The following is a 24799-nucleotide window of genomic DNA, read 5'->3' on the forward strand; positions in this document are numbered from 1 at the left end:
CCGTTGGGGGATCCATGGCCTCCGAGAGGGAGTCCGGGTGGAGCTGCTGATGTTGTCGTCCGCGAACGACGCGGCGGCAGTGCTGCCGCCGCTCGGCCTGCTCGCACACGGGGTGGAGGTCGTCTCGTCCCTGGCGGCCGCGCCCGAGCAGGCGATGCGGGCGGACGTCATCGTCGTCGACGCTTTGGCGGATCTGCCGCGGGCGCGCGCGGCGTCGGCCTCGCTGGCGGCCGCGGTGCCGGACGTTCCGGTTCTGATCGTCGTCTCCGAGGGCGACGCAATCGCCTTGAACGCCGAGTGGGGGCTCGCGGATTTCGTGCTGCCCTCCGCAGGGCCCGCCGAGGTGGACGCGCGCCTGCGACTGCTCGGGGCGCAGGCGGCACGGGGCGGCGGCACCGGAGAGCCGGACCAGGCGGAGCAATCGACGGTCACGCTGGGCGAGCTGGTGATCGACGAGCACACCTACACCGCCAGGCTGCGCGGCCGGCCGGTGGATCTGACGTACAAGGAGTTCGAGCTGCTGAAGTTCCTGTGCCAAAGCCCGGGGCGGGTGTACACGCGTGCGCAGCTGTTGCACGAGGTGTGGGGCTACGACTACTTCGGCGGTACCAGGACGGTCGACGTGCACGTCCGCCGTCTGCGCGCGAAACTCGGCAGCGAGTACGAGTCCATGATCGGTACCGTTCGGAATGTGGGGTACAAGTCGGTTCCGCAGCCGGGTTCACGCGAACAGGGCGACTGACACCGCAGGATCCGGCGCCGGTGGTGCCCATGCCGTTGGATGCGTGCCGCGCGGAGGACTCGACGCGGCACCTGTGCGAGGAGGTCGGGAAATGTCTGGTCCACGGGATCGAGAGGGCGGCGCCGGGGCGCGGGGCGGTGCGGGCGGCCACAATCTGCGGCGCACCTCGCAGCTGACGCAGGAGGAGGCGGACGCGGTGCGGTCGGCGGTCGCCGTGTCGACCCGCGTGGACGGGGTGGAGCCGATCGGTGACGGTCCGATGCGCAGCCTCGCCGGCGGCGCCGGGACGCGCCACCTGCTGGTGCACGACGGGTCCGGACGGCTGCTGGCCTATGCCAATATCGAGGCTCCCGGGACGCCGCACGCGATGGTCGAAGCGTTCGTCGTTCCGGACGCGCGGGGCAGGGGCATAGCGTCGGCGCTGCTGCACGCCGCCACCACGGAGGCAGGGTCGCAAGGGCGCATCTGGGCGCACGGGGACGGGGTGGCGGCACGCGCTGTCGCCGAGCGCATGGACATGGACGTCCGACGTGAGTTGCTGCAGCTCTCCCGGCCGCTGACGGACCCCGCGCTGCCGCCGTCGCGGATGCCGGAGGGCATCTCGTTCCGCACGTTCCGCGATGCCGACGAGGACGAGCTGCTGCGCGTCAACAACGCGGCCTTCAGCTGGCACCCGGAGCAGGGCGGGTGGACGTCCGGGGACTTCGACGAGCACCGCGCGCAGCCCTGGTTCGACCCCGACGGCATCTTCCTCGCGTTCGACGAGGCGCAACCGGGCGCGCTCCTGGGCTTCCATTGGACCAAGGTCCACGCGGCGCGCGGCGACGAACCCGCCCTCGGCGAGGTCTACGTGCTGGGCGTGGACCCGGGTGCGCAGGGGCGCGGGCTGGGGTCGGCGCTCACTCTGGTCGGCCTCGAGCATCTGCGTGACCAGGGGTTGGCGACGGTGATGCTCTACGTGGAGGGGGACAACACCGCGGCGGTCAATACCTATACGCGCCTGGGCTTCACACGCGCGCGCGCCGACGTGGCCTACGGGTGGTCGAGCTGACGGCGGACCTGCGGTGATCGTCACCCACCGTTCCGCGCGCGTTCACCCGGCCGCAGCAGCGCGGTAATCCCGGTCTCTTAGCGTTCGCATCGACGGCAGGGCGCCGTCGATGCGAACCGAGGGGAACGAGTGCAGACACCACAGCTGCAGGACGGCCGCACGGCAGGGCGCGACCGTCAGTCGATTCGACGGATCACCGGTGCCGGGCGGGCGGCAGGGACGCTGGGGCTCGCGGCCGTGACGGTCATGACGGTCGCGGCATGCGGCAGCGACAACAACAGTGCCGCGACCAGCGCCGCTGCCACCGGCGCGGCAGCCGCCGCGGCGGACTTCCAGGTCGATTGCCAGGACAGCCGCGCGTTGTCCGCCGCCGGTTCGTCGGCGCAGAAGAACGCGATGGACCAGTTCACGGCCGCATACATCGCGGCATGCGGCGACGCCGGAGCCAATCTGGCGTACACCGCGAGCGGTTCCGGCGACGGGCGCAAGCAGTTCATCGGCGACCAGGTGGACTTCGCCGGTTCGGACTCCGCGATCACAGGCGACCAGAAGCAGCAGGCGGCTGCCCGGTGCGGCGGCGAGGTGTGGAACCTCCCGATGGTGTTCGGACCGGTTGCGCTCGCTTACAACCTTCCGGGGGTGGACGGGCTGATTCTCGACGGCCCGACGGCGGCGAAGATCTTCTCCGGCCAGGTGACCACCTGGAACGACCCGGCGATCGCCGCGTTGAACCCGGACTCCGAACTTCCCGACACGCCGATCGGCGTCGTGTACCGCTCCGACTCGTCCGGCACCACCGACAACTTCCAGACCTACCTGGAGGCGGCGTCGGACGGGGTGTGGACGAAGGGTGCGGGGTCCGACTTCGTCGGCGGCGTCGGCAACGGGTCCAAGGGCTCGGCGGGAGTGGCGCAGGCCGTCTCGGCCGCCGAGGGCTCCATCACCTACGTCGAAGCGTCGTTCGCGACGCAGTCGGGGCTGCAATCCGCGCAGATCGACAGCGGGGCGGGACCGGTGGAACTGACCCCGGAGAACGCGGCCACCGCCATCTCCCAGGTGGAGTTCGTCGAGCCTGGCGGCAACGACATGGCCATGGACCTCACGTCCATCTACGGCACCGAGGCGCCGGGCGCATACCCGCTGGTCCTGGCGACCTACGAGATCGTCTGCGGCAGTGGCTACGACGAGCAGACCGCCGGCGCGGTGAAGTCCTTCCTGAAGGTCGCGGCCGGTCCGGGTCAGCGGGGCCTGGCCGACATCGGTTACGTCCCGCTGCCCGACGACCTGCGGGCCAGGCTGACCGGCGCGATCGACTCGATCACGGCGGGCTGACCGGGAGATGACGACGATGCTTCGGACGCCGGACTCCGTGCGCGCGCGCGAGGACTTCCGGCACCGTGATCGCGGCGGAGCCGGGGCGCCCGGCGGTCCCGGCCCCGGCGGTCGATTCGGCCGCCGCGGATGGACCGGGCCGTCGACCGGACGCACCGGCGACCGCGTGCTGCGCGCGACGACGAAAACGGCGGCGGTCGGTGTCTCCGCGATGGTGGCGGCGATCGGCGTCTTCCTGGCGTGGCGTGCGGTGCCGGCGTTGCAGCGCAACGAGGCGAACTTCCTGACCTCGCACGAGTGGTCCACCACCGATGTCGCGCACCTCGCGTTCGGCATCGCGGATCTCCTGGCGCTCACCGTGATGGTCTCGGTGTTCGCGCTCGCGCTGGCGATGCCGGTGTCGTTCGGCATCGCGGTGTTCGTGACGCGCTACGCGCCACGGCGCCTCGCCGGGCCCGTCGCCTACGTCGTCGATCTGCTCGCGGCCGTCCCGTCCGTCGTCTACGGGCTCTGGGGGCTGCTGGTCCTGGCGCCGGCGCTCGAGCCCGTCGCCACCTGGCTCAACAGCACGCTGGGATGGCTCCCGCTGTTCGCCGCCGGCTCCGGTTCGGTCGCGGGCGGCGGCACGGTGTTCACGGCGGGCATCGTCCTGGCCCTGATGATCGTCCCCGTCATCACCGGTGTGACCCGGGAGGTGTTCCTGCAGACGCCGCGTGAACACGTAGAGGCCGCGCTCGCGCTGGGCGCGACCCGGTGGGAGGTGGTGCGCACCGCGGTGCTGCCGTTCGGCCGCAGCGGGTTCATCGGCGCCTCGATGCTGGGCCTCGGGCGCGCGCTCGGCGAGACCATGGCGCTGTACATGGTTCTGCAGACGACATCCGCGGCCTTCGGCTGGTCCCTGTTCGACAGCGGTGCCTCCATCGCCTCGAAGATCGCCCTGGGCTACGCGGAGTTCAACAACGAATTGCAGGCGGGCGCATACATCGCGGCGGGGCTGGTGCTCTTCGCTCTCACATTCGTCGTGGGTGCGGGTGCGCGCATGATCGCTGCGCGCGGAAACGGAGGCCGACGATGACACTCGCGACAGACGCACGCGTCGCGCCTGTTCGGGCGGCCACGTTCGTCCCCACCTCCCGCCGGCGCCGATGCACCGACGGAGCGGCGCGCATCCTGGTGTGGGCCAGCGTGGCGGTGGCGCTCGTGCCGTTGGCCTGGATCCTGTGGACCGTGACCGCCAAGGGGCTTCCCGCTGTCGCGTCGTCCACCTGGTTCACGAATTCCCTGAGCGGACTGTCCGCGACGACCCCGGGCGGCGGCGTATACCACGCCATCATCGGCACGCTCCTGCAAGGGCTCGTGTGCTCGGTGATCGCGATTCCGCTGGGGATCTCCGTGGCCGTCTACCTCGTCGAGTATGCCGGTGCGTCGCGGCTCGGCAAGGTGACCACCTTCATGGTCGACGTCCTCGCCGGGGTGCCGTCGATCGTCGCGGCGCTGTTCATCTACGCGCTCTGGGTGGTGACCTTCGGATTCGACAGGTCCGGAATCGCGGTGGCGCTGGCACTGGTGCTGCTGATGGTCCCGATGGTGGTGCGCTCGACGGAGGAGATGCTGCGGATCGTGCCGACCGACCTGCGTGAGGCGGCCTTCGCGTTGGGAGTGCCGCAATGGAAGACGATCGCCAAGGTCGTGCTCCCCACCGCGTTGCCCGGCATCGTCACCGGCACGATGCTCGCGATCGCGCGGGTGCTCGGCGAGACCGCGCCGCTGCTGATCCTCGTCGGCTACGCGCCGTTCATCAACTTCGACCTGGGGTCGGGGGAGATGGGGACGCTTCCCGGGCTGATAGTCGACCAGATGAACAATCCCGGCGCGGTGGGAGCGGACCGGATGTGGGGATCCGCGCTGACCCTCATCGGCATGGTCGCGATTCTCAGCATCGCCGCGACGCTCCTGGCGCGGCGCTCCACCGTCCGCGGCGGTCGTTGAGAACCGGGGCACGTGCCACAGCACCGGAGACCCGTCCGCACTGGGGACGGGAACCCACCGGGGACACCTCCCCGCAACCGCACACGAGAAGGAGGGCCCGCAATGTCCAGGCGGGTAGATCTGAAGGACGTCAACATCCATTACGGCGACTTCCAGGCCGTCGCCGACGTGGACCTGAGCATGCCGGCGCACAGTGTCACGGCGCTGATCGGGCCGTCGGGCTGCGGCAAGTCGACGGTGCTCCGGTCTATCAACCGGATGCATGAGGTCACCCCGGGTGCCCGAGTGGAGGGCAGCATCCGGCTCGACGACGAGGACATCTACGGGCCGGGAGTCGACCCGGTGGCCGTGCGGCGCACCATCGGCATGGTCTTCCAGCGGCCCAACCCGTTTCCGACGATGTCGATCCGCGACAACGTGGTCGCCGGCCTGCGGCTGCAGGGCGTGCGGGACAAGTCCGCTCTGGCCGAGATCACCGAACGCGCACTGCGCGGGGCGAACCTGTGGGGCGAGGTGAAGGACCGCCTGACCTCGCCGGGCGGGGGGCTGTCCGGCGGTCAGCAGCAGCGGTTGTGCATCGCCCGTGCCATCGCGGTCTCACCGGAGGTGCTGCTGATGGACGAGCCCTGCTCGGCGCTCGACCCCATCTCCACGCTTGCGATCGAGGAGCTCATCGCCGAGCTCAAGGAGCAGTACACGGTGGTCATCGTCACCCACAACATGCAGCAGGCCGCCCGGGTGAGCGATAGGACCGCGTTCTTCAACCTGCCGGGAGTGGGCATGCCCGGCGAGCTGATCGAAGTGGACGATACGGAAACGATCTTCTCCAACCCGGCACAGAAGGCCACCGAGGACTACATTTCGGGCCGCTTCGGCTGACCTGCCGGGCCGTGCGCACCGGCGCGGGCGGGTCAGAAGGCCGCCTCATCGAGGTGCATCGGCTCCTCGTCGAGCCCGTCGATGACCTCCCTGGCCGCGGTGATCCCGGGAAGGACGTGGCGGGCGAAGAACGATGCGGCGACCACCTTCCCCTCGTAGAACAACCTGTCCGGTTCGGCGGGGTCCGCGTGGAGCAGCCGCAGGGCGATCTGCGCCTGCAGGGACAACTGCCAGGCGATGAGCAGGTCACCTACTGCCAGAAGGAAGTCCACCGCGCCGAGCCCGACCTTGTACAGCCGGTCCGGGTCATCGTGCGCCGCCATGGCATGGCCTCCGAGCGTGGCGGTCATCGCCTGCACGTCGCCGAGGGCTTGCGCGAGCCGGGCGCGCACCGGGGCGAGACGGTCCGCGCCGACGTCGCCGCCTCGGCTGACACCGTCGTCACCACCGTCCGCGGTTCTCCGGACCTGTTCTGCCAGATGCGCCAGCGCGCCTCCGCCGTCGCGCAGGATTTTGCGGAAGAAGAAGTCCTGTGCCTGGATCGCGGTGGTGCCCTCGTAGAGCGAGTCGATCTTGGCGTCGCGGATGTACTGCTCGACGGGGTGGTCCTGCAGGAAACCCGACCCGCCGAAGCACTGAAGGGTTTCGGTCAGCATCGCGTAGGCGCGTTCGGAGCCGGCGGCCTTCACCACGGGCAATAACAGGTCGTTCACCCGGGCGGCCATGTCGGCGTCGGCGCCGGAGACGCGGGCGGCGACTGCAGCGTCCTGGTGTGCGGCCGTGTACAGGTACAGCGCGCGCAAACCCTCCGCGTACGACTTCTGCATCAACAGCGAGCGGCGCACATCCGGGTGATGGCTGATCGTCACTTTGGGGGCCGATTTGTCCCCCATCCGCGCGAGGTCGACTCCCTGGACGCGCGTACGCGCGTAGTCGAGCGCGCCGAGGTAGCCGGTGGACAACGTCGCGATCGCCTTGACGCCCACCATCATCCGGGCTTCCTCGATCACATGGAACATCTGGGCTATCCCGGCATGCCGGTCACCGACGAGGTAGCCGACAGCAGGGGTGCCATGCATGCCGAAGGAGAGCTCGCAGGTGGCGGAGGCCGTCAGACCCATCTTGTGTTCGATCCCGGTGACGAAGACACCGTTGCGCGCCCCGGGCTCGCCGGACTCGGGGTCGAACAGGAACTTGGGCACGAGGAACAGGCTCAGCCCCTTGGTGCCAGGGCCGGCCCCCTCGGGGCGGGCGAGCACCTGGTGCACGGTGTTCTCGCACAGGTCGTCGGCGTCGGCGGAGGTGATGAAGCGTTTGACGCCCTCGATCCGCCAGGTGCCGTCGTCCTGGCGGATCGCGCGTGTGCGTCCCGCCCCCACGTCGGAACCGGCGTCGGGTTCGGTGAGCGCCATCGTCGCGCCCCATTCCCGCTCCACCGCGATCCGTGCCCACCGCCTCTGCCTGTCGGTCCCGATGCGGTGGAGTATCTCGGCGAACTTGGGCCCGGCGAGGTACATGTATGCGGCCGGCTGGGCTCCCAGAGCGAGCTCATTGAGTGCCCACACCAGGATGCGCGGTGCCGGGACGCCGCCCAGTTCCACGTCCATACCGACGCGGTACCACCCGGCGCTGCGCCATGCGCGGAAGGACTCCTTGAACGATTCCGGCAGGCTCACGGAGTGATCGGCCGGGTCGAAGCGCGGAGGATTGCGGTCGGCGTCGGCGTAGGACGCCGCCAACGGCCCCTCCGCCTGCCGGGCGGCCTCAGCGAGGATATCGCTGACGGCATCCGGATCAAGGTCGCCGAAGGCGCCGTCGGCCAGGATCTTTCCGATGCCCAGCACCTCGAAGAGATTGAACTCGATGTCCCGCACGTTGCTCCGGTAGTGGCCCATCTGCAGCCTTCCGAGTCCGGCTTCCGCGGGTGCGGGCGGCACGGCGTACCGCGTGCCCCACAGTGCGCCGCGACATGCGGGTTACGCAACGGTAGGTTGTGCGTCGCGCCGGGTCCGCAGCGTCCGGCGCCGAGGCCGGTCGCAAAACGATGTCGCGAAACGCTTCGGTGACGGATTTCGGCAGTGTCACGGACGGCGCGGACGTGTCGGACTCCTCGGGTCTGCGCTCGGTGACAGACTCGGCCTCCACCGGTTCGACCCGTGGCTCACAGCAGCTCGTGGTCGACTACCTGGTCCGGCATCTCGCCCGTCGCCAGGAACACCACCCGGCGGGCCACCTGCACCGCATGGTCCGCGAAACGTTCGTAGAAGCGGCCGAGCAGTGCCACGTCCACGGCAGCGCCGACACCGTGCCGCCATTCGCGGTCCATCAGCACTGTGAGCAGGTGATGGTGCAGGTCGTCCATCGCGTCGTCTTCGGCCTGCAGGTGGCCCGCGCGTTGCGGGTCGTGCGTGACCAGCACCTCGCGCGCCGCGTCCGCGAGGGCCACCGCGATCCGGCCCATCTCCGCCACATGCCCGCCGACCTCCTCCGGCAACGCGTGCTCGGGGTGGTTGCGCGCGGCGACCTTCGCGATGTGCGCCGCCAGCGCGCCCATCCGCTTGAGGTCGGCGACGATCTGGATGCCGCTGACGATCTGGCGCAGGTCCCCGGCGACCGGAGCCTGCAGTGCGAGGAGCGCGAACGCCTGCTCCTCGCAGCGTGCGGCCAGTTCGTCGAATCGGGGGCGGGTGGCGAGGACGTGCTCGGCGAGGGGGAGATCCGCCTGCAGCAGCGCCTCGGTCGCCTGGTCCATGGCATCCTCTGCCAGGCCGCACATCTCCGCCAGTCCGGTGGAGAGCTGCTCGAGCTTCTCGGTGTATGTGGATCGCACGGACCCAAGCCTAGGCGGGCAGTCTTGAGGGGCGGTGCGGTCGCGGTGAACGCCGGATGAATTTCCGGGCCGGGTCCGCGGGTGCGGTCAGCTGCAGCTCGTGTCGCCCGCGTTGACGACGCTGACGTCGAGCGGAACCGAGCCCTCTTCGGAGCTGTCTCCGGCGAGCATCGGGGTCAGCACGGAGCCGGTGCTCTGCGGGGTGACGGTGGATTGCGACGAGGTGTCGCTGAGCAGCACCTCGACGATGGAACCGAGCCCGGTGGTGCGCTGCAGCCTGGCGCCCGGGAACGCGGAGGCCACCGTCGCCGCGGCCGCCAGATTGTCCCCGGAGAACTGGACGATCGTCCCGCCGGTGACGGGCGCCGTGTGATTGCCGATGCTGTAGATCTGGAAGCCCTCGGCGCCCAGCTCGTCCGCGGTGGAGGAAGCGAAACCGCCGATGCTCGACGCGTTGCTGACCTGCACCGAGATGGTCCCGGGGGCGACGGCGTGAACCTGGGTCGTATCCGGGTCGCCGGCGGCATCCGCACCTTCCGTCCCCGCGGTGGCCGGGGCGGCGGGCGCGCTCGTCGACTCGGCGCTCCGGGCGTCGGCGCGCTGCTCGCCGGGGAGCGGCTCGTCGTCGATGATCGCGTCGAAGATGTTGCGGATGTCCTGCAGCCGCGGCGTCTCGTTGCCCCAGGCGTCGGTTCCGTCCGTGGGGGCGGTCAGGAAGGTGACCTGATCGGCGTCGACGTTCTGCAGCGAACGGCCGAGCGTGATGAGCGCCTGGGTGTCGAGATTGTCGCCGAAGGACGCCTTGATGAACTCGTTGATGAACGAATTCAGCTTGCCCGGGTCCAGCAGGACGTTGTGCGACAGGGCCTTGCGCAGCAGTGACGACAGGAACATCTGCTGGCGCTTGATGCGCCCGTAGTCGCCGTTGCCCTCCGCCTCGACCTTGCGGGCCCGCACGTACTCCAGCGCGGTCGTGCCGCTGATGGTCTGCGTGCCGGGCTCCGGCAGGATCGTGCCCAGCTCGTCGTCGACCAGGGGCCTGGTGGTGCACACTTCGACGCCGCCGACGGTGTCGACCATCGCCTCGAAGCCTGCGAAGTCCATGCCCAGGAAGTGGTTGACCTTGATCCCGGAGAGCTTCTGGATCACCTGGACGAGGCATCGGGGTCCGCCGAAGGCGTACGCGCTGTTGAGCTTGACGTCGTCCTGCGCCGGCACGATCTCGTCGGTGTAAGTGCCGGACGAGTTGTCCCAGCGCTCGCAGGAGGGGCGGTCGACGTTGAGGTCGCGCGGGAAGGACACCCCCACAACCCGGCTGCGGTCGGCGGGGATGTTGACCAGCATGATGGTGTCGGATCGGGCGCCCTCGACCTGGGTGGAACTGCCCGCGCCCACCTCGGAGTTCGCGCCGGCCCGGGTGTCCGTTCCGATGATCAGGTAGTTCTCGTCCCCGAACTGTCCTGCGGGGTTGCGCACGTCGTCCGAGTTCTGGTCCAACGCGGAGACCTGGGTGTACTGGCTGTCGGTGATGCGCAGGTAGCTCCACACCGCGCCGGTCACCACCAGGGAGAGCACCGAGACCAGCGCGATGGCGACATGGCTGACGCGCAGCCAGTAGCTGGGGTGGCGGTCGTGCCCGGCGCGACCGTGGTGGAGGCGTCCCGGGATGCTCAGTGGCAGCGCCGAGCGGATCCACGACGCGGTCTCCGGCGTGGGGCGGGGCGCTTCCCCGTCCGCTGCGTGCGGGATGCCGACGTCCGCGGCGGCTTCGCCGTCGTGCGCGTCGTCGTCCTGAGGGGAGTCGTCCTGAGGGGAGTCGTCCTGCGGGGGGCCGTCGGAGCGAAGGTCGTCCGGAGGGGCCTTGTCGCCGTGATGAGCGGAGTGCGGCCGTCCCGCCGGGTCGGACGGCGCGGATCCCGCAGGCGATCCCGCGGTCGACTCGGCGGTGTATGCGGGCGCGTCCGGGGGAGTCCGCCGCGGTGGAGCCCCCGCGTCGGATGGGGCGGACGGCGCGGATGCCGTATCCGGTTCCGGTCCGGTGGCCGGATCCGCCGACTCGTCCCCGGAGCCCGGCGGTGCCGTGTCGCCGGGGGCGGAAGGAGCCTGGCCGGGGTGGCCGATGCGTGCGATGAGGTCGGCGACGGTCACCCGGCCGTGCGGCGCCTGGTCTGCGGAACTCAGCCTGCGTCGCCCGCCGTCGGCATCCGACTGCCCGGAGGCGCTTCGACGGGCTTCACGCCCCGGATCGCCGTCGTCCTCCAGTCCTGGGGACCCCTCGTCCCCGACGCCCCGGCCGGTGTCGTCGGGGGCGGCTGCCGGGGGTGATTCCTCGCCCCGGACGCGGGACAGGGGGCGTTCCCAGGGGGCGGTGAAACGGTGATCGTCGGTCACTGCCCGCCCTTCATGCTCCTCGACCCGTCGGCCGTCGTCGTCGGTGGCCCGTCGGCCCCGGGGTGTGCGTGATGCCGCGCGACCGTTGACGGCCGCCGACATCCCTGCCTGTGTCCGGCGGCGCCCGGCCGTTCTCCGGCCATGGTCTCCGGTCGATCACTCATCGTACTTATCGGCGCGCCCGGGCGCCGTGACGCCCACCCGGAAAGGCGCGTCCGGAGCTCGCCGTTGCAGCCGGGCCGCGGCACCCGTGTAGGTCAGCCGCCCGAGTTCATCACGTCGGCGCCGAACGGCACCGTCAGGTCGTCCGGATCGTCCAGCCATCCCTCGGGCAGGACCACCTTTCCGGGCGAACCCTGCCGCCCCCGGGGCTGGTAGCCCTCGGCGGGGAAGGGCACGTCCGGGTCGAGGCGCCCCAGCCGGTCCTCGAACTCGGCCATGCTCGTGACCCGGGCCAGCGCCACCCGCAGCTCGGATCCGGCGGGGAAGCCGTGCATGTACCAGGCGATGTGTTTGCGGATCTCGCGGCAGCCCTTGAGCTCGCCGTGGTGGGCGATCAGCAGTTCCAGGTGCCGACGCATGATGCGCGCCACCTCGCCGAGATTCGGGGCGGCCGGGATCTCGCGGCCGCCCAGGTGCGCGTCGAGCTCGGCGAACAGCCACGGCCGGCCCAGGCAGCCCCGGCCGATGACCACGCCGTCGCAACCCGTCTCCGCCATCATCCGCGCTGCGTCCTGGGCGGTGAAGATGTCGCCGTTGCCGAGCACGGGGATCTGCGGAACATGCTCTTTTAGCCGGGCGATCTGCGACCAGTCCGCCTGCCCCGAATAGCGCTGCTCGGCGGTGCGGGCGTGCAGGGCGAGAGCCACCGCGCCCTCGTCGGCGGCGATGCGCCCGGCGTCGAGGTGGGTGTGGTGGTCGTCGTCGATGCCCACGCGGAACTTCACCGTCACCGGCACGCCGCTGCCCTCGGTGGCCCGGACGGCGGCCGCCACGATCCGCCGGAACAGCGCGCGCTTGTACGGCAGGGCGGAGCCGCCGCCGCGCCGCGTCACCTTGGGCACCGGACAGCCGAAGTTCATGTCGATGTGGTCGGCCAGGTCCTCGTCGACGATCATCTTCGCCGCGTCGTAGGTGGTGTCCGGGTCCACGGTGTACAGCTGGAGCGAGCGCGGCGACTCGTCCGGCCCGAAGGCGGTCATGTGCATCGTCACCGGGTGCCGCTCGACCAGCGCCCGCGCCGTGACCATTTCGCACACGTACAGCCCCGCGGCGCCGCCGGTCCGCTCCCGCTCCACCTCGCGGCAGAGCGTGCGGAAGGCGATGTTCGTGACCCCGGCCATGGGGGCGAGGACCACGGGACTGCGCAGCGCGAACGGGCCGATGGTCAGAGGGGCGGGGCGGGTCTGCAGCGAAAGCACCCGTCCATTGTGCCGGAACTCAGCCGGCGAGCGACTCCCGGCGCTTGCGGTCACGCTCGAGTGCGCGGGCGCGGGTCTCCTCGAACCGCGCGACCTTGCCTTCGAGATCGTCGATGAACGCGCCGATGCGGTCACGCTGGCGCTCGCCCTCGGCCGTGTAGTCGGTGCGCTCCATGATCTGCCACTTGCGCAGCACGGGCTTGACGACCTCGTTGAGGTGCTGGCCCAGATCGTAGATGCCGTTCTTCGCGATGAGCACGGCGTTGCGGCGGAAGTCGGGCATGCCGTGCCCGGGCATCTCGAAGGCCTCGAGAATGTCCGCGATGGCGCCCACCGCCCTGTCCGGCGCGAGCTCCAGGGCGGACTCGCATAGGTTGCGGTAGAAGACCATGTGCAGGTTCTCGTCGGCCGCGACGCGCGCGAGCATGCGGTCGGCGACCGGGTCGCCGCAGGCCTTGCCGGTGTTGCGGTGGCTCACCCGCGTGGCCAGCTCCTGGAAGGTCACGTATGCCAGGGAGTGCAGGATGTCCTTGTCCGTCTGCGGGTTGTAGCCGGTGATCATGTGCTGCATGCGCGCGCGCTCGAGCGCCACCGGGTCCACGCCGCGGGTGACCACCAGGTAGTCGCGCATGACGATCGCGTGCCTGTTCTCTTCCGCGGTCCACGTGCCCACCCACGTGCCCCACGGTCCGTCCAGCGAGAAGTTGGTGGCGATCTCACGGTGGTAGGAGGGCAGGTTGTCCTCCGTGAGCAGGTTCGTGATCATCGCCGCCTTGGCGGTGGGATCGAGGCGTGACTGCTCCTCGTCCCAATCGACGCCGCCCATCGCCGCGAAGTTGGTGCCCTCGTCCCAGGGGACGTAGTCGTGGGGGTGCCACTCCTTGGCCATCGACTGGTGCCGGTTGAGGTTGGCCTCGACCACCGGCTCGAGTTCGGTGAGCAATTCGAGCTCGGTCAGCATGCTGGTCATCGGTTCCCTCCCATTGGACTCCTGGACACGGTCACTTTACGGCACCGTAGGTACGGGTGAAAGGGTCCAGGGGTTGAATTCGTCGATCGTCGATGCACCCTGGCCCGGCCGTGCATGCTGGGTGGTGCCGGCCGCTGCTCGGCGTCCGGAGCGTACGCGACGGGAGGACGCATATGTCGATAGCGACGATCAATCCGACGACCGGCGAACTTGTCCGCAAGTTCGACGAGATGTCCGCCGACGAGGTCGAGCGGCGCATCGCCCTGGCGCACGATGCCTATCTTCGCCATCGCCTCACCGGATTCGACGAGCGTGCCCGCCTCATGCGGGCGGCGGCGGACCTCATGGATTCGGACGCCGATGAGCTGTCCAAGACGATGACCGTGGAGATGGGCAAGACCCGCGAGTCGGCCCGCGGCGAGATCGCCAAGTGCACGAGGACGATGCGGTACTACGCGGACAACGCCGGGAAGTTCCTCGCCGACGCGCCCCGCGACTCGGCGGCCGTCAAGGCGCAGGACGCCTACGTCAAATACCTGCCGATCGGCCCCGTACTCGCGGTGATGCCCTGGAACTTCCCGCTCTGGCAGGTCGTGCGCTTCGCGGCCCCGGCACTGATGGCCGGCAATGTGGGGCTGCTCAAGCACGCGTCCAACGTGCCGCAATGCGCGCAGTATCTCGGCGAGGTGTTCACGCGGGCGGGGTTCGAGGAGGGCTGTTTCCAGACTCTCCTGATCGGCGCCCGGCACGTCGAGGCCGTACTGCGCGATCCCCGGGTACAGGCCGCGACTCTCACCGGCTCGGAGCCGGCGGGCCGGTCGGTCGCGTCGATCGCCGGTGACGAGATCAAGCACACGGTGCTCGAGCTCGGCGGCAGCGACCCCTTCGTCGTCATGCCGTCCGCCGACATCGACCGCGCGGTGAAGACGGCGGTGTTCGCCCGTACTCAGAACAACGGCCAGTCCTGCATCGGCGCCAAGCGGTTCATCGTGCACGCGGACGTCTACGAGGAATTCAGTGCGAAGTTCGTCGCCGGCATGGACGCCCTGCGCGTGGGCGACCCGATGGAGGACGGCGTCGACGTCGGGCCGCTGGCCACCGAACAGGGGCGCAAGGACGTCGAGGCGCTGGTCGACCCGGCCCTGGCGGCGGGAGCGAAGGCGCTGTGCGGCGGCAAGCGGCTCGACGGTGCGGGATGGTTCTACCCGCCGACGGTCATCACGGACATCACCGAAGACATGGACATCTACCGTCAGGAGGTGTTCGGTCCGGTCGCGTCGCTATACAAGGTGGCGGACATCGACGAGGCGGTCTCGCTGGCGAACGTCGTCGATTTCGGGCTCGGCGCCGTCGCCTGGACCGAGGACGCCGACGAGCGCGCCCGGTTCATCCGTGACCTCGAGGCCGGTGCGGTGACCATCAACGGCATGACGACGTCCTATCCGGAGCTGCCGTTCGGCGGAGTCAAACGCTCCGGGTACGGGCGCGAGCTCCACGCCGAGGGCATCCGGGAGTTCTGCAACGCCAAGACGGTGTGGGTGGGCGAATAGGACTCTCCACAGGTTCTCCGTACGGACCGTTCCCGGCCGGGCTCACGACCGGCCGGGAACGACGAACCGATGTGTCCGATGTGTGGGACCGCGGCTGAAAAGTGGGCCGGCACACTGTGGGATGCGCGATATGACGATCGGAACCGGGAATGCCGGCAACGCGATGAGCGGACCGGCGGAAGAGGACACGGCAGTGGACGCGAGCGGCGACGGCGAGTATGTGGCGCCGACGAGTGAGCCGGAGGACGTCGAGCGGCTGTTGCCGGAGGAGGCCGCAGCGCAGGGGCTGACTTTCGCAGACGTCCTGATGCGGCGCCGGGGCGACGACCATCCCGGCATGTTGTTCGAGGATTCGGCGTGGACGTGGGGGCAGGTGGTCCAGGAGTCGATCGACCGTGCCGTGGTGCTGCGCGGGCTGCGCAGCGAGGGCAAGCCCTTCCACGTGGGCGTGCTTCTCGAGAACGTGCCCGAGTACATCTTCCTCATCGCCGCGGCAGGGTTGGCGGGAGCCACTCTGGTGGGCATCAACCCCACCCGTCGCGGCGCGGAGCTCGCGGCCGACATCCGCGGGGTGGACTGCGACCTGATTCTCACCGACTCGGTGCAGGGCGCGGTGCTCGACGGCCTGGACACCGGAGTCGCGGCCGACAGGATCATCGACGTGGACGGTGCGCGGTGGCGCGGACTGCTCGCCGAGGCCGCGGGTTCCGAGGTGCCGGACGTGCCCGAGGCGCACGACCCGTCTCGCATCCTGCTGCTCACGTTCACCTCGGGCTCGACGGGCGCTCCGAAGGCGGTCATCTGCAGCAGCGGCCGGCTGGCGGCGCTCGCGGCGATCAACCACCTGTCGTTCGTGCGTGACGACGTCACCTACAACTCGATGCCGCTGTTCCACGGCAACGCGATCTTCTCCTGCTGGGCCCCGTCGGTGTACACGGGCGCGACGTTCAGCATGCGCCGCAAGTTCTCGGCGTCCGGCTTCCTGCCGGACGTGCGCAGGTTCGGGGCGACGTTCTTCAACTACGTCGGCCGGTCGCTGGCGTACATCCTCGCGGTGGAGGAGACGCCGGAGGAGGCGGACACCCGGCTGCGCACGGTGTTCGGCACCGAGGCGGCGCCGCACGACCGCGACGAGTTCGAACGGCGGTTCGGCGTCCGTCCCATCGAAAGCTACGGCTCGTCTGAGGGCGGGTGCATCGTGAGCCAGACGCCCGATGCGCCGGCGCAATCGTTGGGTCGACCGCCCGTCTTCATGGATGTGCGGGTGCTCGATGACGACGGGAACGAGTGCCCCCCGGCCGGGTTCGACGCGGACGGGAAGATCACCAACGCCGCCGCCGCGATCGGCGAACTGACCACGCTCAACGGTGCGGCGATGTTCGAGGGCTACTACAAGAACCCGGAGGCCACCGCGGACCGCATCGACGGCGAGGCCTACCGCACCGGCGACCTGGCCTACCGGGACGCCGACGGCTTCTTCTACTTCGCGGGCCGCAAGGGCGACTGGATGCGGGTGGACAGCGAGAACTTCTCGGCCGCGCCGGTGGAACGGATCCTGGCCCGGTTCCCGGGTGTGTCGCTGGTGGCCGTGTACCCGGTGCCGGACCCGCGCACGGGCGACCAGGTGATGGCCACATTCCAGATGCTCGGCGGCACCGCGTTCGACCCGGCGGAGTTCGGCCGGTTCCTGGCCGCTCAGCCGGATCTGGGCACCAAGTGGGCGCCGCGGTTCGTGCGCATCACCGACGGCATCCCGGTGACCGCCACCCGCAAGATCGACAAGCCCACGTTGCGGCGTCAGTCGTGGGTGGACGCGCACACGGTGTACGTCGGCGACACCAAGTCGCTCGAGTACACCGCGCTCGACGGCCCTGTCCGCGAGGAACTACTCCTGGAGTACGCCAAGTACGATCGCTCGCCCGCATAGCAGGCGGACGACAGCCGACGGCGGCCCCGGAGGCGCGTCCTCCGGGGCCGCCATCTCTGTGACGCGGGCCCTCCGTCAGCCGGCCGCGAGCATCAACTCGTCGCCGTCGACCGTGACCTCGATGGTGTCGCCGCTGTGCACGCGGTCGTCCAGCAGCAGGTCGGCGACCCGGTCGTCGATCTCGCGCTGAATGGTGCGCCGCAACGGCCGCGCACCGTACTCGGGCTGGTGGCCGCGCTCGGCCAGCCAGCTCACCACGTCGTCGGAGAAGCTGATCCCGATCTCGCGCGTGGCGAGCCGGGCGCGGCTGTCCTCGAGCAGCTTGTCGGTGATCACGTGCAGCTGTTCGGCGGCGAGCTTCTGGAACACCACCACCTCGTCGATCCGGTTGAGGAACTCGGGCCGGAACGACTCCCGGAGTCGACCCAGCACGCGGTCACGCGCCTGCTTCTCCGAGCCGTCGCCGTCGAGCGTGCCGAATCCGATCCCGCCGGATCGCGACGAGATGAACTCGGAGCCCAGGTTGCTCGTCATGATCAGCACGGTGTTGGTGAAGTCGACCGTGCGTCCCTGGCCGTCGGTGAGGCGGCCGTCGTCGAGCACCTGCAGCAGCACGTTGAACACGTCCGGGTGCGCCTTCTCGATCTCGTCGAGCAGGATCACCGAGTACGGGTTCCGCCGCACCTTCTCGGTGAGCTGACCGGCCTCGCCGTATCCGACGTAGCCCGGGGGAGAGCCCACGAGACGGCTGGCCGTGTGCCGCTCGCCGAACTCGCTCATGTCCAGCCGGATCATCCGGTCGGCATCGCCGAACAGGCTCTGCGCGAGCGTCTTCGCCAGCTCGGTCTTGCCCACGCCCGTCGGCCCCAGGAACAGGAAGCTCCCGACGGGCCGGTTCGGGTCGGACATGCCCGCCCTGCTGCGGCGCACCGCCCGGGCGATCGCGTGCACGGCGTCGTCCTGCCCGATGACCCGCGCGTGCAACTCGTCCTCGAGCCGTACCAGCCGGTCGCGTTCGCGCTCGGTCATGCGATCGGCCGGGATGCCCGTGGCACGCGCGATGATGCCTGCGATGTCCTCCTCCGTCACGGTCCGGTCGGCGTCGCCGGAGTCTGCGGCGACACGGTCCGCGTTCGCCGTATCGCCCTCCGGGCCCGCAGGCTTCTCGGCCTGGGCCGCGGCGACCCGCTTCTCGAGCGCGGCGATCCTGTCGCGCAGAGCCCCCGCCGTCTCGTAGTCCTCCGCGGTGACGGCGTCGTCCTTCTGGGCGGTCAGACGTGCGACCTCGCGGTGCAGAGCGTCGGTGTCGACGGTCGAGAGCCGCTTGCGCGCGCCCGCCTGGTCGATCAGGTCGATCGCCTTGTCCGGCAGCAGTCTGTCGGTGATGTACCGCTTCGACAGCTCGACCGCCGCGCGGACCGCCTCCCGGGTGTAGGTGACCCCGTGGTGCTTCTCGTAAGCGGGACGCAGCCCTTCGAGGATCCGCACGGCGTCCTCCACGGCGGGTTCGGCCACCGTCACCGGCTGGAACCGCCGCTCCAAGGCGGGGTCCTTCTCGATGTTCCTGCGGTACTCGTCGAGCGTCGTCGCGCCGATCATGTGGAGGTCGCCGCGTGCCAGCTTGGGCTTGAGGATGTTGCCCGCGTCCATGGCGCCCTCGGACCCGCCGGCGCCCACGATGGTGTGGAGCTCGTCGACGAACACGATGGTCTCGCCCTCGGCCGCGGAGATCTCGTCGAGCAGCTTCGTCAGCCGCTCCTCGAAATCGCCCCGGTAGCGGGTGCCGGAGAGCATCCCGGCCAGGTCCAGCGCCACGACCCGGCGTCCGAGCAGCAGCTCGGGAACGTCGCCGTCGCTGATCCGCTGCGCCAGGCCTTCGACGATCGCGGTCTTGCCGACGCCGGCCTCGCCGATCAGCACCGGATTGTTCTTGGTGCGGCGCAACAGGATCTCCACCACCTGCTCGATCTCGTCGCCGCGGCCGATGACGGGGTCGAAGCCTCCGTCGCGGGCGCGGGCGGTGAGGTCGTCGCCGTACTTCGCCAGCATCGAATCGGATTCGCCGCCGGAACCCGCGCCCGGGCCGCCGTCGTTCGGGCCCTGCCCCTGTGCCGCGGCGATGAGCCGGTCCGGCGTGGCGCCCGATTCGTTCAGCTGCCGGCCTGCCGGAAGGTCGGGGGTCATGGCGAGGGCGAGCAGGACGTGTTCGGGCGCGATGCGCTGGGCGCCTGTCGCCCTGGCCAGCTCGAGCGACTCGCTGAGGATGCGGCTGCCCTCGAACCCCAGGGACGGGGCGTCGGACAGCGCGACGTGCCCGGATGCCGACCCGGCGTCGGTGCCGCCCCTGTCGGGGCGGATTGCGTCGGGGTCGAGGCCCGCGGCCTGCAGCAGGTCCGCGACACGTTCGTGCTGCGCGAAGGCGTGCAGGATGCGCAGCGAGCCGACGACCGATTCGCCGTGGCGCTGCGCCTCGGCGAACGCCTCCGCGACGATCTTCTGGGTCTCCTCGTCGGCGACGGCGCCCAGTTCGATGCGCCGCCGGCCGCCGGGGTTGCCGGAGAACGGGTTGCCTTGGCCGAATCCGCCCGGAGTACCGGAGCCACCGCGGCCGAACGAGCCCGGCCCGTAGAACACTGCCATGAACAGCCTCCTGTATGTGAGTGATTCTGACTCAACTAACAAGGAGGTCGGTGTTCGTATTCCTGCCGGTTCGCCCAAGGTTGAGCGTTGCAGGGTTAATCCTGTGGACGGTGGGCCGTGTGGTCGGCGAGACTCGTGGACAAGTATCGTGTCGGATCGAGCCCCTTTAGCTCAGTTGGTAGAGCTACGGACTTTTAATCCGCAGGTCGTCGGTTCGAGCCCGACAGGGGGCACTCCGGTGGCTTCCATCGCTGGTGGGCATGACTGTTCCGACGTCGACCGCGGGGTGGCCTTCCCGGACCGTGCGGCCGATTTGGCGGACGGGGATCGCATGTCATATGCTTTCCTCGCTCCCAACGGAAAGCCGTTGAGGGTACTTGCCGAGCCTGCTCGGCGAGCCCCCTTCGTCTAGCGGCCTAGGACACCGCCCTTTCAAGGCGGCGGCGCGGGTTCGAATCCCGTAGGGGGTACGTTCCACCGGAGTGTGCCTTCGCGTGCGAGCAGTAGCGTGATCGTCCGCGATCACCACTGCGAACCAGGCGATTCGGTTCCGGCGGCGGGACATGGTAGAAATTACTACCGGAAGCGCGAGTTTCCCGGTGGTACACAGCAAGGCCCTGTGGCGCAGTTGGTTAGCGCGCCGCCCTGTCACGGCGGAGGTCGCGGGTTCGAGTCCCGTCAGGGTCGCAAAAGGTTTCGGTGGTAAGCCGAGACCTTCCGGCCAGGTAGCTCAGTTGGTACGAGCGTCCGCCTGAAAAGCGGAAGGTCGCCGGTTCGACCCCGGCCCTGGCCACAACAGTATTCACACGGAAACCCCGGTAGCCCTTCGGCGCCGGGGTTTCCGTGTTCTACGGCGGCGCGTGCTCCGCCGGAAGGGGTGAGGCGGGGAGTGCGACGCCGACACCGCCGGATAACCTGACCGAACGGCGGCCACCGCCCGCCCCGCAGGGATCGGCACCGAAGGCGGTCAGGTCGCCGCTGCACCACAGCCGTCCCTGCCGCCCCGCCACGAGGAGTGAATCCGTGCCGCAGCCCACCCACCCGCTCGACGCCTCGCTGGAACTGACGCAGGGAGACGACGGGAGCGTCACGGGAGCCACCACGGCGGCGTACGCGAACATGGTGGGACCGTTCGGCGGCAACACGGCCGCGGTGCTCCTGCACGCGGCACAGGAGCATCCGGAGCGCCTGGGGGAGCCCGTGGCACTGACGGTGAACTTCGCCGGGCCCGTCGCGGACGGCGACTTCACCGTCACCGCCCGGCCCATGCGCACCAACCGATCCACGCAGCACTGGTCGATCGAGCTCAGCCAGGACGGCGTCGTCGCCACCACCGCCACCGCGGTCTTCGCGGTGCGCCGGGACACGTGGGCCGCCGACGAGGCGGTGATGCCGCGGGTTCCCGCAGCAAACGAGGTGCCGGCGACGGCGATGCCGCCGTTCATCAAGTGGGCGGACAACTACGAGTTCCGCTGGGTCGTCGGCGGCATCCCCCAGCCGCCCGCGGACGGCGAGGCCCCTGTCGAGAGCGACGATTCGACCACCACGATGTGGGTGCGCGACATGCCGCCGCGCCCCCTCGACTTCGCGGCGCTCACCGGCATCTGCGACAGCTTCTATCCACGCGCGTTCCTGCGTCGCGGCACCGCGCTGCCGGCCGGGACGGTCACCTTCACGGTGTACTTCCACGCGGACGCCGAGGCCCTGGCAGGCCAGGGCAGCGAGCCGGTGCTCGGCACGGCCCGGGCGAAGGCGTTCGGCAAGGGCTACTTCGACCAGGTGGCGGAGATCTGGGGTGCGGACGGCCGGCTGCTGGCGACCTCGCACCAGCTCGTCTACTTCAAGGCCTGACCCGCCGGGACCCGGCCGCGGCGGGACCCGGCGGGTTCCGGAGGATCAATCACCCAGCACGGCGTGCAGGAACTTGCGGGTGCGCTCCTCGTCGGGTTCGCCGAAGATCTTCTCCGGCGTCCCCTCCTCGACGATCCGGCCGCCGTCGAACATCAGCACGCGGTTGGACACGTCCCGCGCGAACCGCATCTCATGCGTGACGATGAGCATCGTGATATCGGTGGTGCGGGCGATCTCGCGCAGCACGTCGAGCACGTCGGAGACGGTCTCCGGGTCCAGCGCCGAGGTCACCTCGTCGAGCAGCAGGATCTCCGGCTCCATGGCCAGTGCGCGGGCGATGGCCACGCGCTGCTGCTGACCGCCGGAAAGCTTCGACGGGTGCTGCTCGGCCTTGTCCGCCAGCCCCACCATCTCGAGCAGTTCCATCGCCCTCGTGCGGGCGTCCTGCTTGGAGTGCCCGAGCACGCGGATCGGCGCCTCGGTGATGTTGTCGATCACCTTCATGTTGGGAAACAGATTGAAGTGCTGGAACACCATGCCGATGGTCCGTCTGCGGCGACGCAGGTACTTCTCCGGTGCGGGGATCAACTTTCCGCGGCGGCGGATGTGGCTCAACGGCTCGTCGCCCACCCAGATGACGCCGTCGGTGACCTTTTCGAGCGTCATCAGCAGCCGCAGGATCGTCGTCTTGCCCGAGCCCGAAGGGCCGATGAGGGTGACGCGGTCGCCGCGGCGCACCGAGAAGTCCAGGTGGTCGAGCACAGTGTTGTCACCGAACTTCTTGACCACCTTCTCGAAGCGGATCATCGGCTGATCCTGCGTGGTGGTCGCGGTGTCAGCTGCGGGCAAGGCGTGCCTCCAGACGGCGGATGAGCAGGGACGTCGGGTAGCTGGCCACCAGGAAGATCAGGCCCGCCATCGTGAGCGCCTCCATGTAGCGGAAGTGGTCGCCGCCGTAGACCTGCGCCACGCGGACCATCTCCGTGACGGTGATCACCGAAAGGAACGGCGTGTCCTTGAACATGGCGACGATGTTGTTGCCCAGTGCGGGCACCACGCGGCGGAGTGCCTGCGGCAGGATCACCGCGATCCAGGTCCTGTGGCGGGGCAGCGACAGCGCGGTGCAGGCCTCCCACTGGGGCTTGGGCACGGCATCGATGCCGGCGCGGAAGGCCTCCGACTGGTAGGTGGCGTAATGGACGCCGATGACGGCGATGCCGATGTAGAGCGGTTTGACGGTGGGCATGGCCACGTAGACGGCGGTGAGCTGCACCACCAGCGGCGTGGAGCGGATGAAGGTGAACACGAAGCTCAGCGGCCACGTGACGGGTTTGAACCCGGTCTGCTGGATCACGGCGACTACGAGCCCCGCGACGACGGCGATGGCCGAGCCGATCACGGTGACCAGCAGCGTGGTCTTGAAACCCTCGAGGAGTACCGGCAGTACGTCCCAGGTGGTTTCCCAGCTCCAGTCGACGCTCATCGGTCACCCCCTCGCAGGCCGCCCGGCCCCTCGTTGGACCCGCCCGGCGCGGACGGTGCGGCACCCGCCGGAGCGGGCGTCGCTGTCATGCGGCGGCGCGGGTCCCACCACGCGGTGTCGACGAGGCCCAGCCGGTGCTTGGCGAGGTACTCGACGCCCTTCATCAGCCACTCGATCACGTACGCGATGATGAAATAGAGCACCAGCACGATGCCGTACGCCAGGAACGTGTTGCCGGTGGCGTTGCGGAGGATCTCCCCCTGGAAGTTCAGGTCCACCAGCGTGATCGCCGAGGCGATGGCGGAGCCCTTGAGCAGCTGGATGATCAGCACTTTCATGGGCGGGATCATCTGCACCCACGCCTGGGGGAAGACGACTCGGCGGAAACGGTCCACGGGCGAGAAGCCCAGGGCCACCGCGGCCTCGCGCTGGGGCACCGGCACCGCGCCCAGCGAGCCGCGTACCACCTCGGCCCCGTAGGCCCCGTAGTTGAGGCCCAGCGCGAGGATGCCGCACAGCATCGGCGAGATCTCCACGCCGAGCTGGGGCAGGACGTAGAACAGCCAGAACATCTGGACGACAAGGGATGTTCCGCGAAAGAACTCGATCACCACACGGGCCGCGCCGCGGACGACGACCGCGGGCGAGGTGGATGCCAGGCCCAGCGTGAACGCCAGGATGAACATCAGAACCGTACCGCCCGCGGTCAACTCCAGGGTGACTACGAGACCGTGCTGGAAATCCGGAAGGTGGTCGAGTACAGCGTCGAGCTGGTCTCCCATACCGCTTACGGCAGCTTCCCGTCGCAGAACGCCTGCGTGGTCCAATCCGGGTCGGGCATCTCCGCCTCGCTGAAGCCGAAGTCACTGACCAGCGAGAGGTAGCGTTGCTTGTCGGTGACGATGGGGCGGACCTTCTCGTTGAAGGCGTCGACCAGTTCGGTGTCGCCCTGGCGGAACGTCGCTGCGCCGCCGCTGATCTGCGGGACGCCGTCGATGGCCTGGACGAACGAGGGCGTGACGTCCACGGGCGCATCCGGTTGCTGCTTCTTCATGTAGTGCAACGACACGCCGGTGAGCGCGAAGGCGTCGACGCGGCCCGAGGTGACCGCGTCCATGCCGTCCTGCGCGGTGTCCACCGAGGTCTTGTTGATCCCCAGCTTGTCGCAGTATCCGCTCTCGAGCGCACCCGCCATCACGGCGATGTTGGCGCCCTTGGCGGCCGCATCGTCGAGGTTCATCAGCCCCATCGGGTTGCCCGGCGGGGTCATCAGCGCCGTGGTGTAGCGGAAGGTGGGGGTGGAGAAGGCCACCTCCTTGCAGCGCTCCGGCAGGATCGACATGTCGGCGCTGACGGCGTCGAACCGCCCCGCTTTGAGCCCGGGAATGAGCCCGCCCCAATCGACCAGCACGCCCTCGACCTTGTCGATGCCGAGCTCCTTGTAGGCGGCGCTGTCGATGGCGATCGCTGCGCCCGTGAGCTTCCCGTCCTCCTTGAAGCTGTGCGGCCGCTCGCCCGCGAAGCCGACGGTGATCTTGCCGGCGTCCTGCGCCTTCTGCAGCGTGTTCCCCGACGCCGTGTCGCTTCCGCACCCTGCGAGCGTGAAGCCGGTGGCGGCCACGAGGCCCACTCCGCCGGCCCCCGCCAGGAATCCGCGCCGCGTAAAGCCCTGCGTAAGCGGCGTTGTCAATGACTGTCTGCTCATGATCGCGCTCCTCGCCGCGGCGGCCGGCACGCGGGCGC

Annotated in this window: 19 protein-coding genes and 4 tRNA genes; 13 read left to right on the forward strand and 10 right to left on the reverse strand. The window is 69.7% G+C overall.

What is annotated here, in order from left to right; genetic code table 11:
* Window positions 1-37 precede the first annotated feature (37 nt).
* The 6 genes from FO059_RS05315 (at window position 38) to pstB (ending at window position 5993) form a co-directional block, all read left to right on the forward strand.
* Window positions 38-742, forward strand: a complete 705-nt coding sequence (locus FO059_RS05315; RefSeq protein ID WP_199257064.1) for a winged helix-turn-helix domain-containing protein — start codon at window positions 38-40, stop codon at window positions 740-742.
* A gap of 154 nt (window positions 743-896) precedes the next feature.
* Window positions 897-1793, forward strand: a complete 897-nt coding sequence (gene mshD / locus FO059_RS05320) for a mycothiol synthase (protein WP_408033857.1) — start codon at window positions 897-899, stop codon at window positions 1791-1793.
* A 246-nt stretch (window positions 1794-2039) separates the two neighbouring features.
* On the forward strand, window positions 2040-3125 hold the full coding sequence (gene pstS / locus FO059_RS05325; RefSeq protein ID WP_143910461.1) for a phosphate ABC transporter substrate-binding protein PstS: 1086 nt from the start codon (window positions 2040-2042) through the stop codon (window positions 3123-3125).
* A gap of 16 nt (window positions 3126-3141) precedes the next feature.
* Entirely contained in the window at window positions 3142-4200 is a 1059-nt protein-coding gene (pstC, locus tag FO059_RS05330) for a phosphate ABC transporter permease subunit PstC (protein WP_143910462.1), read from the forward strand.
* Complete coding sequence (gene pstA, locus FO059_RS05335; RefSeq protein ID WP_143906985.1) at window positions 4197-5114, forward strand: phosphate ABC transporter permease PstA; 918 nt, start codon at window positions 4197-4199, stop codon at window positions 5112-5114. Before pstC ends, pstA begins: the two co-directional genes overlap by 4 nt.
* A 102-nt stretch (window positions 5115-5216) precedes the next feature.
* Entirely contained in the window at window positions 5217-5993 is a 777-nt protein-coding gene (gene pstB, locus FO059_RS05340; protein ID WP_143906987.1) for a phosphate ABC transporter ATP-binding protein PstB, read from the forward strand.
* A gap of 32 nt (window positions 5994-6025) precedes the next feature.
* Here the strand turns inward: pstB and FO059_RS05345 are convergent, their stop codons facing one another.
* The 5 genes from FO059_RS05345 to FO059_RS05365 all read right to left on the reverse strand — a co-directional run bounded on the left by FO059_RS05345 (window position 6026) and on the right by FO059_RS05365 (window position 13605).
* Window positions 6026-7888: an acyl-CoA dehydrogenase gene (locus FO059_RS05345; protein WP_143906989.1), complete on the reverse strand. Its 1863-nt coding sequence runs from the start codon at window positions 7886-7888 to the stop codon at window positions 6026-6028.
* A 266-nt stretch (window positions 7889-8154) separates the two neighbouring features.
* Window positions 8155-8823 (reverse strand): phosphate signaling complex protein PhoU, encoded by a 669-nt coding sequence (gene phoU / locus FO059_RS05350; protein WP_143906991.1) that lies wholly within the window; start codon window positions 8821-8823, stop codon window positions 8155-8157.
* Between the two features lie 87 nt (window positions 8824-8910).
* A complete protein-coding gene (locus FO059_RS05355; RefSeq protein WP_233266897.1) occupies window positions 8911-11214 on the reverse strand; it encodes an LCP family glycopolymer transferase in 2304 nt (767 codons plus the stop codon).
* Between the two features lie 257 nt (window positions 11215-11471).
* On the reverse strand, window positions 11472-12626 hold the full coding sequence (dusB, locus tag FO059_RS05360; RefSeq protein WP_268892875.1) for a tRNA dihydrouridine synthase DusB: 1155 nt from the start codon (window positions 12624-12626) through the stop codon (window positions 11472-11474).
* Between the two features lie 28 nt (window positions 12627-12654).
* Window positions 12655-13605 carry an acyl-ACP desaturase gene (locus FO059_RS05365; protein ID WP_143906993.1) on the reverse strand — a complete coding sequence of 317 codons (951 nt, stop codon included), beginning with the start codon at window positions 13603-13605 and terminating at the stop codon, window positions 12655-12657.
* 173 nt (window positions 13606-13778) lie between these two features.
* Here FO059_RS05365 and FO059_RS05370 point away from each other — a divergent pair, with 173 nt between their 5' ends.
* Window positions 13779-15155: an NADP-dependent succinic semialdehyde dehydrogenase gene (locus tag FO059_RS05370; protein WP_143906995.1), complete on the forward strand. Its 1377-nt coding sequence runs from the start codon at window positions 13779-13781 to the stop codon at window positions 15153-15155.
* Between the two features lie 307 nt (window positions 15156-15462).
* The gene (locus tag FO059_RS05375) at window positions 15463-17082 is read left to right on the forward strand and encodes an AMP-binding protein (protein WP_372497941.1); all 1620 of its coding nucleotides are present in this window, start codon (window positions 15463-15465) and stop codon (window positions 17080-17082) included.
* A gap of 75 nt (window positions 17083-17157) precedes the next feature.
* Here FO059_RS05375 and FO059_RS05380 read toward each other — a convergent pair whose 3' ends face one another.
* A complete protein-coding gene (locus FO059_RS05380; RefSeq protein WP_143906996.1) occupies window positions 17158-19722 on the reverse strand; it encodes an ATP-dependent Clp protease ATP-binding subunit in 2565 nt (854 codons plus the stop codon).
* A gap of 160 nt (window positions 19723-19882) precedes the next feature.
* On the opposite strand from FO059_RS05380, the gene FO059_RS05385 reads away from it, so the two are divergent.
* The 5 genes from FO059_RS05385 to FO059_RS05405 all read left to right on the forward strand — a co-directional run bounded on the left by FO059_RS05385 (window position 19883) and on the right by FO059_RS05405 (window position 21573).
* A tRNA-Lys gene (locus FO059_RS05385) sits at window positions 19883-19955 on the forward strand.
* A 164-nt stretch (window positions 19956-20119) separates the two neighbouring features.
* Window positions 20120-20192, forward strand: a tRNA-Glu gene (locus tag FO059_RS05390).
* A gap of 143 nt (window positions 20193-20335) precedes the next feature.
* A tRNA-Asp gene (locus FO059_RS05395) sits at window positions 20336-20409 on the forward strand.
* Window positions 20410-20441: 32 nt separating this feature from the next.
* Window positions 20442-20515 (forward strand) — tRNA-Phe (locus FO059_RS05400).
* 230 nt (window positions 20516-20745) lie between these two features.
* Window positions 20746-21573: an acyl-CoA thioesterase gene (locus tag FO059_RS05405; protein WP_233266895.1), complete on the forward strand. Its 828-nt coding sequence runs from the start codon at window positions 20746-20748 to the stop codon at window positions 21571-21573.
* Window positions 21574-21618: 45 nt separating this feature from the next.
* Here the strand turns inward: FO059_RS05405 and ehuA are convergent, their stop codons facing one another.
* Genes ehuA through FO059_RS05425 form a run of 4 tightly spaced genes read right to left on the reverse strand, consistent with a single transcriptional unit; the run spans window position 21619 to window position 24761 of the window.
* A complete protein-coding gene (gene ehuA / locus FO059_RS05410) occupies window positions 21619-22380 on the reverse strand; it encodes an ectoine/hydroxyectoine ABC transporter ATP-binding protein EhuA (RefSeq protein WP_143910467.1) in 762 nt (253 codons plus the stop codon).
* A 28-nt stretch (window positions 22381-22408) separates the two neighbouring features.
* Complete coding sequence (gene ehuD, locus FO059_RS05415; protein ID WP_143906998.1) at window positions 22409-23056, reverse strand: ectoine/hydroxyectoine ABC transporter permease subunit EhuD; 648 nt, start codon at window positions 23054-23056, stop codon at window positions 22409-22411.
* Window positions 23053-23838, reverse strand: a complete 786-nt coding sequence (gene ehuC, locus FO059_RS05420; RefSeq protein ID WP_143907000.1) for an ectoine/hydroxyectoine ABC transporter permease subunit EhuC — start codon at window positions 23836-23838, stop codon at window positions 23053-23055. The genes ehuD and ehuC overlap by 4 nt, the downstream gene beginning before the upstream one ends.
* A 5-nt stretch (window positions 23839-23843) precedes the next feature.
* The gene (locus tag FO059_RS05425) at window positions 23844-24761 is read right to left on the reverse strand and encodes a transporter substrate-binding domain-containing protein (RefSeq protein WP_143907002.1); all 918 of its coding nucleotides are present in this window, start codon (window positions 24759-24761) and stop codon (window positions 23844-23846) included.
* Between the last annotated feature and the right edge of the window lie 38 nt (window positions 24762-24799).

The sequence above is a fragment of the Tomitella fengzijianii genome (assembly GCF_007559025.1).
Taxonomy (GTDB): Bacteria; Actinomycetota; Actinomycetes; order Mycobacteriales; family Mycobacteriaceae; genus Tomitella; species Tomitella fengzijianii.

Coding starts and splice junctions, on each gene's coding strand:
- pstB (WP_143906987.1), top strand. CDS start 5,217: ATGTCCAGGCGGGTAGATCTGAAGGACGTCAACATCCATTACGGCGAC.
- pstC (WP_143910462.1), top strand. CDS start 3,142: ATGCTTCGGACGCCGGACTCCGTGCGCGCGCGCGAGGACTTCCGGCAC.
- FO059_RS05370 (WP_143906995.1), top strand. CDS start 13,779: ATGTCGATAGCGACGATCAATCCGACGACCGGCGAACTTGTCCGCAAG.
- ehuA (WP_143910467.1), bottom strand. CDS start 22,380: ATGATCCGCTTCGAGAAGGTGGTCAAGAAGTTCGGTGACAACACTGTG.
- FO059_RS05380 (WP_143906996.1), bottom strand. CDS start 19,722: ATGGCAGTGTTCTACGGGCCGGGCTCGTTCGGCCGCGGTGGCTCCGGT.
- ehuD (WP_143906998.1), bottom strand. CDS start 23,056: ATGAGCGTCGACTGGAGCTGGGAAACCACCTGGGACGTACTGCCGGTA.
- FO059_RS05365 (WP_143906993.1), bottom strand. CDS start 13,605: ATGACCAGCATGCTGACCGAGCTCGAATTGCTCACCGAACTCGAGCCG.
- pstA (WP_143906985.1), top strand. CDS start 4,197: ATGACACTCGCGACAGACGCACGCGTCGCGCCTGTTCGGGCGGCCACG.
- pstS (WP_143910461.1), top strand. CDS start 2,040: ATGACGGTCGCGGCATGCGGCAGCGACAACAACAGTGCCGCGACCAGC.
- FO059_RS05425 (WP_143907002.1), bottom strand. CDS start 24,761: ATGAGCAGACAGTCATTGACAACGCCGCTTACGCAGGGCTTTACGCGG.
- FO059_RS05375 (WP_372497941.1), top strand. CDS start 15,463: ATGCGGCGCCGGGGCGACGACCATCCCGGCATGTTGTTCGAGGATTCG.
- ehuC (WP_143907000.1), bottom strand. CDS start 23,838: ATGGGAGACCAGCTCGACGCTGTACTCGACCACCTTCCGGATTTCCAG.
- FO059_RS05345 (WP_143906989.1), bottom strand. CDS start 7,888: ATGGGCCACTACCGGAGCAACGTGCGGGACATCGAGTTCAATCTCTTC.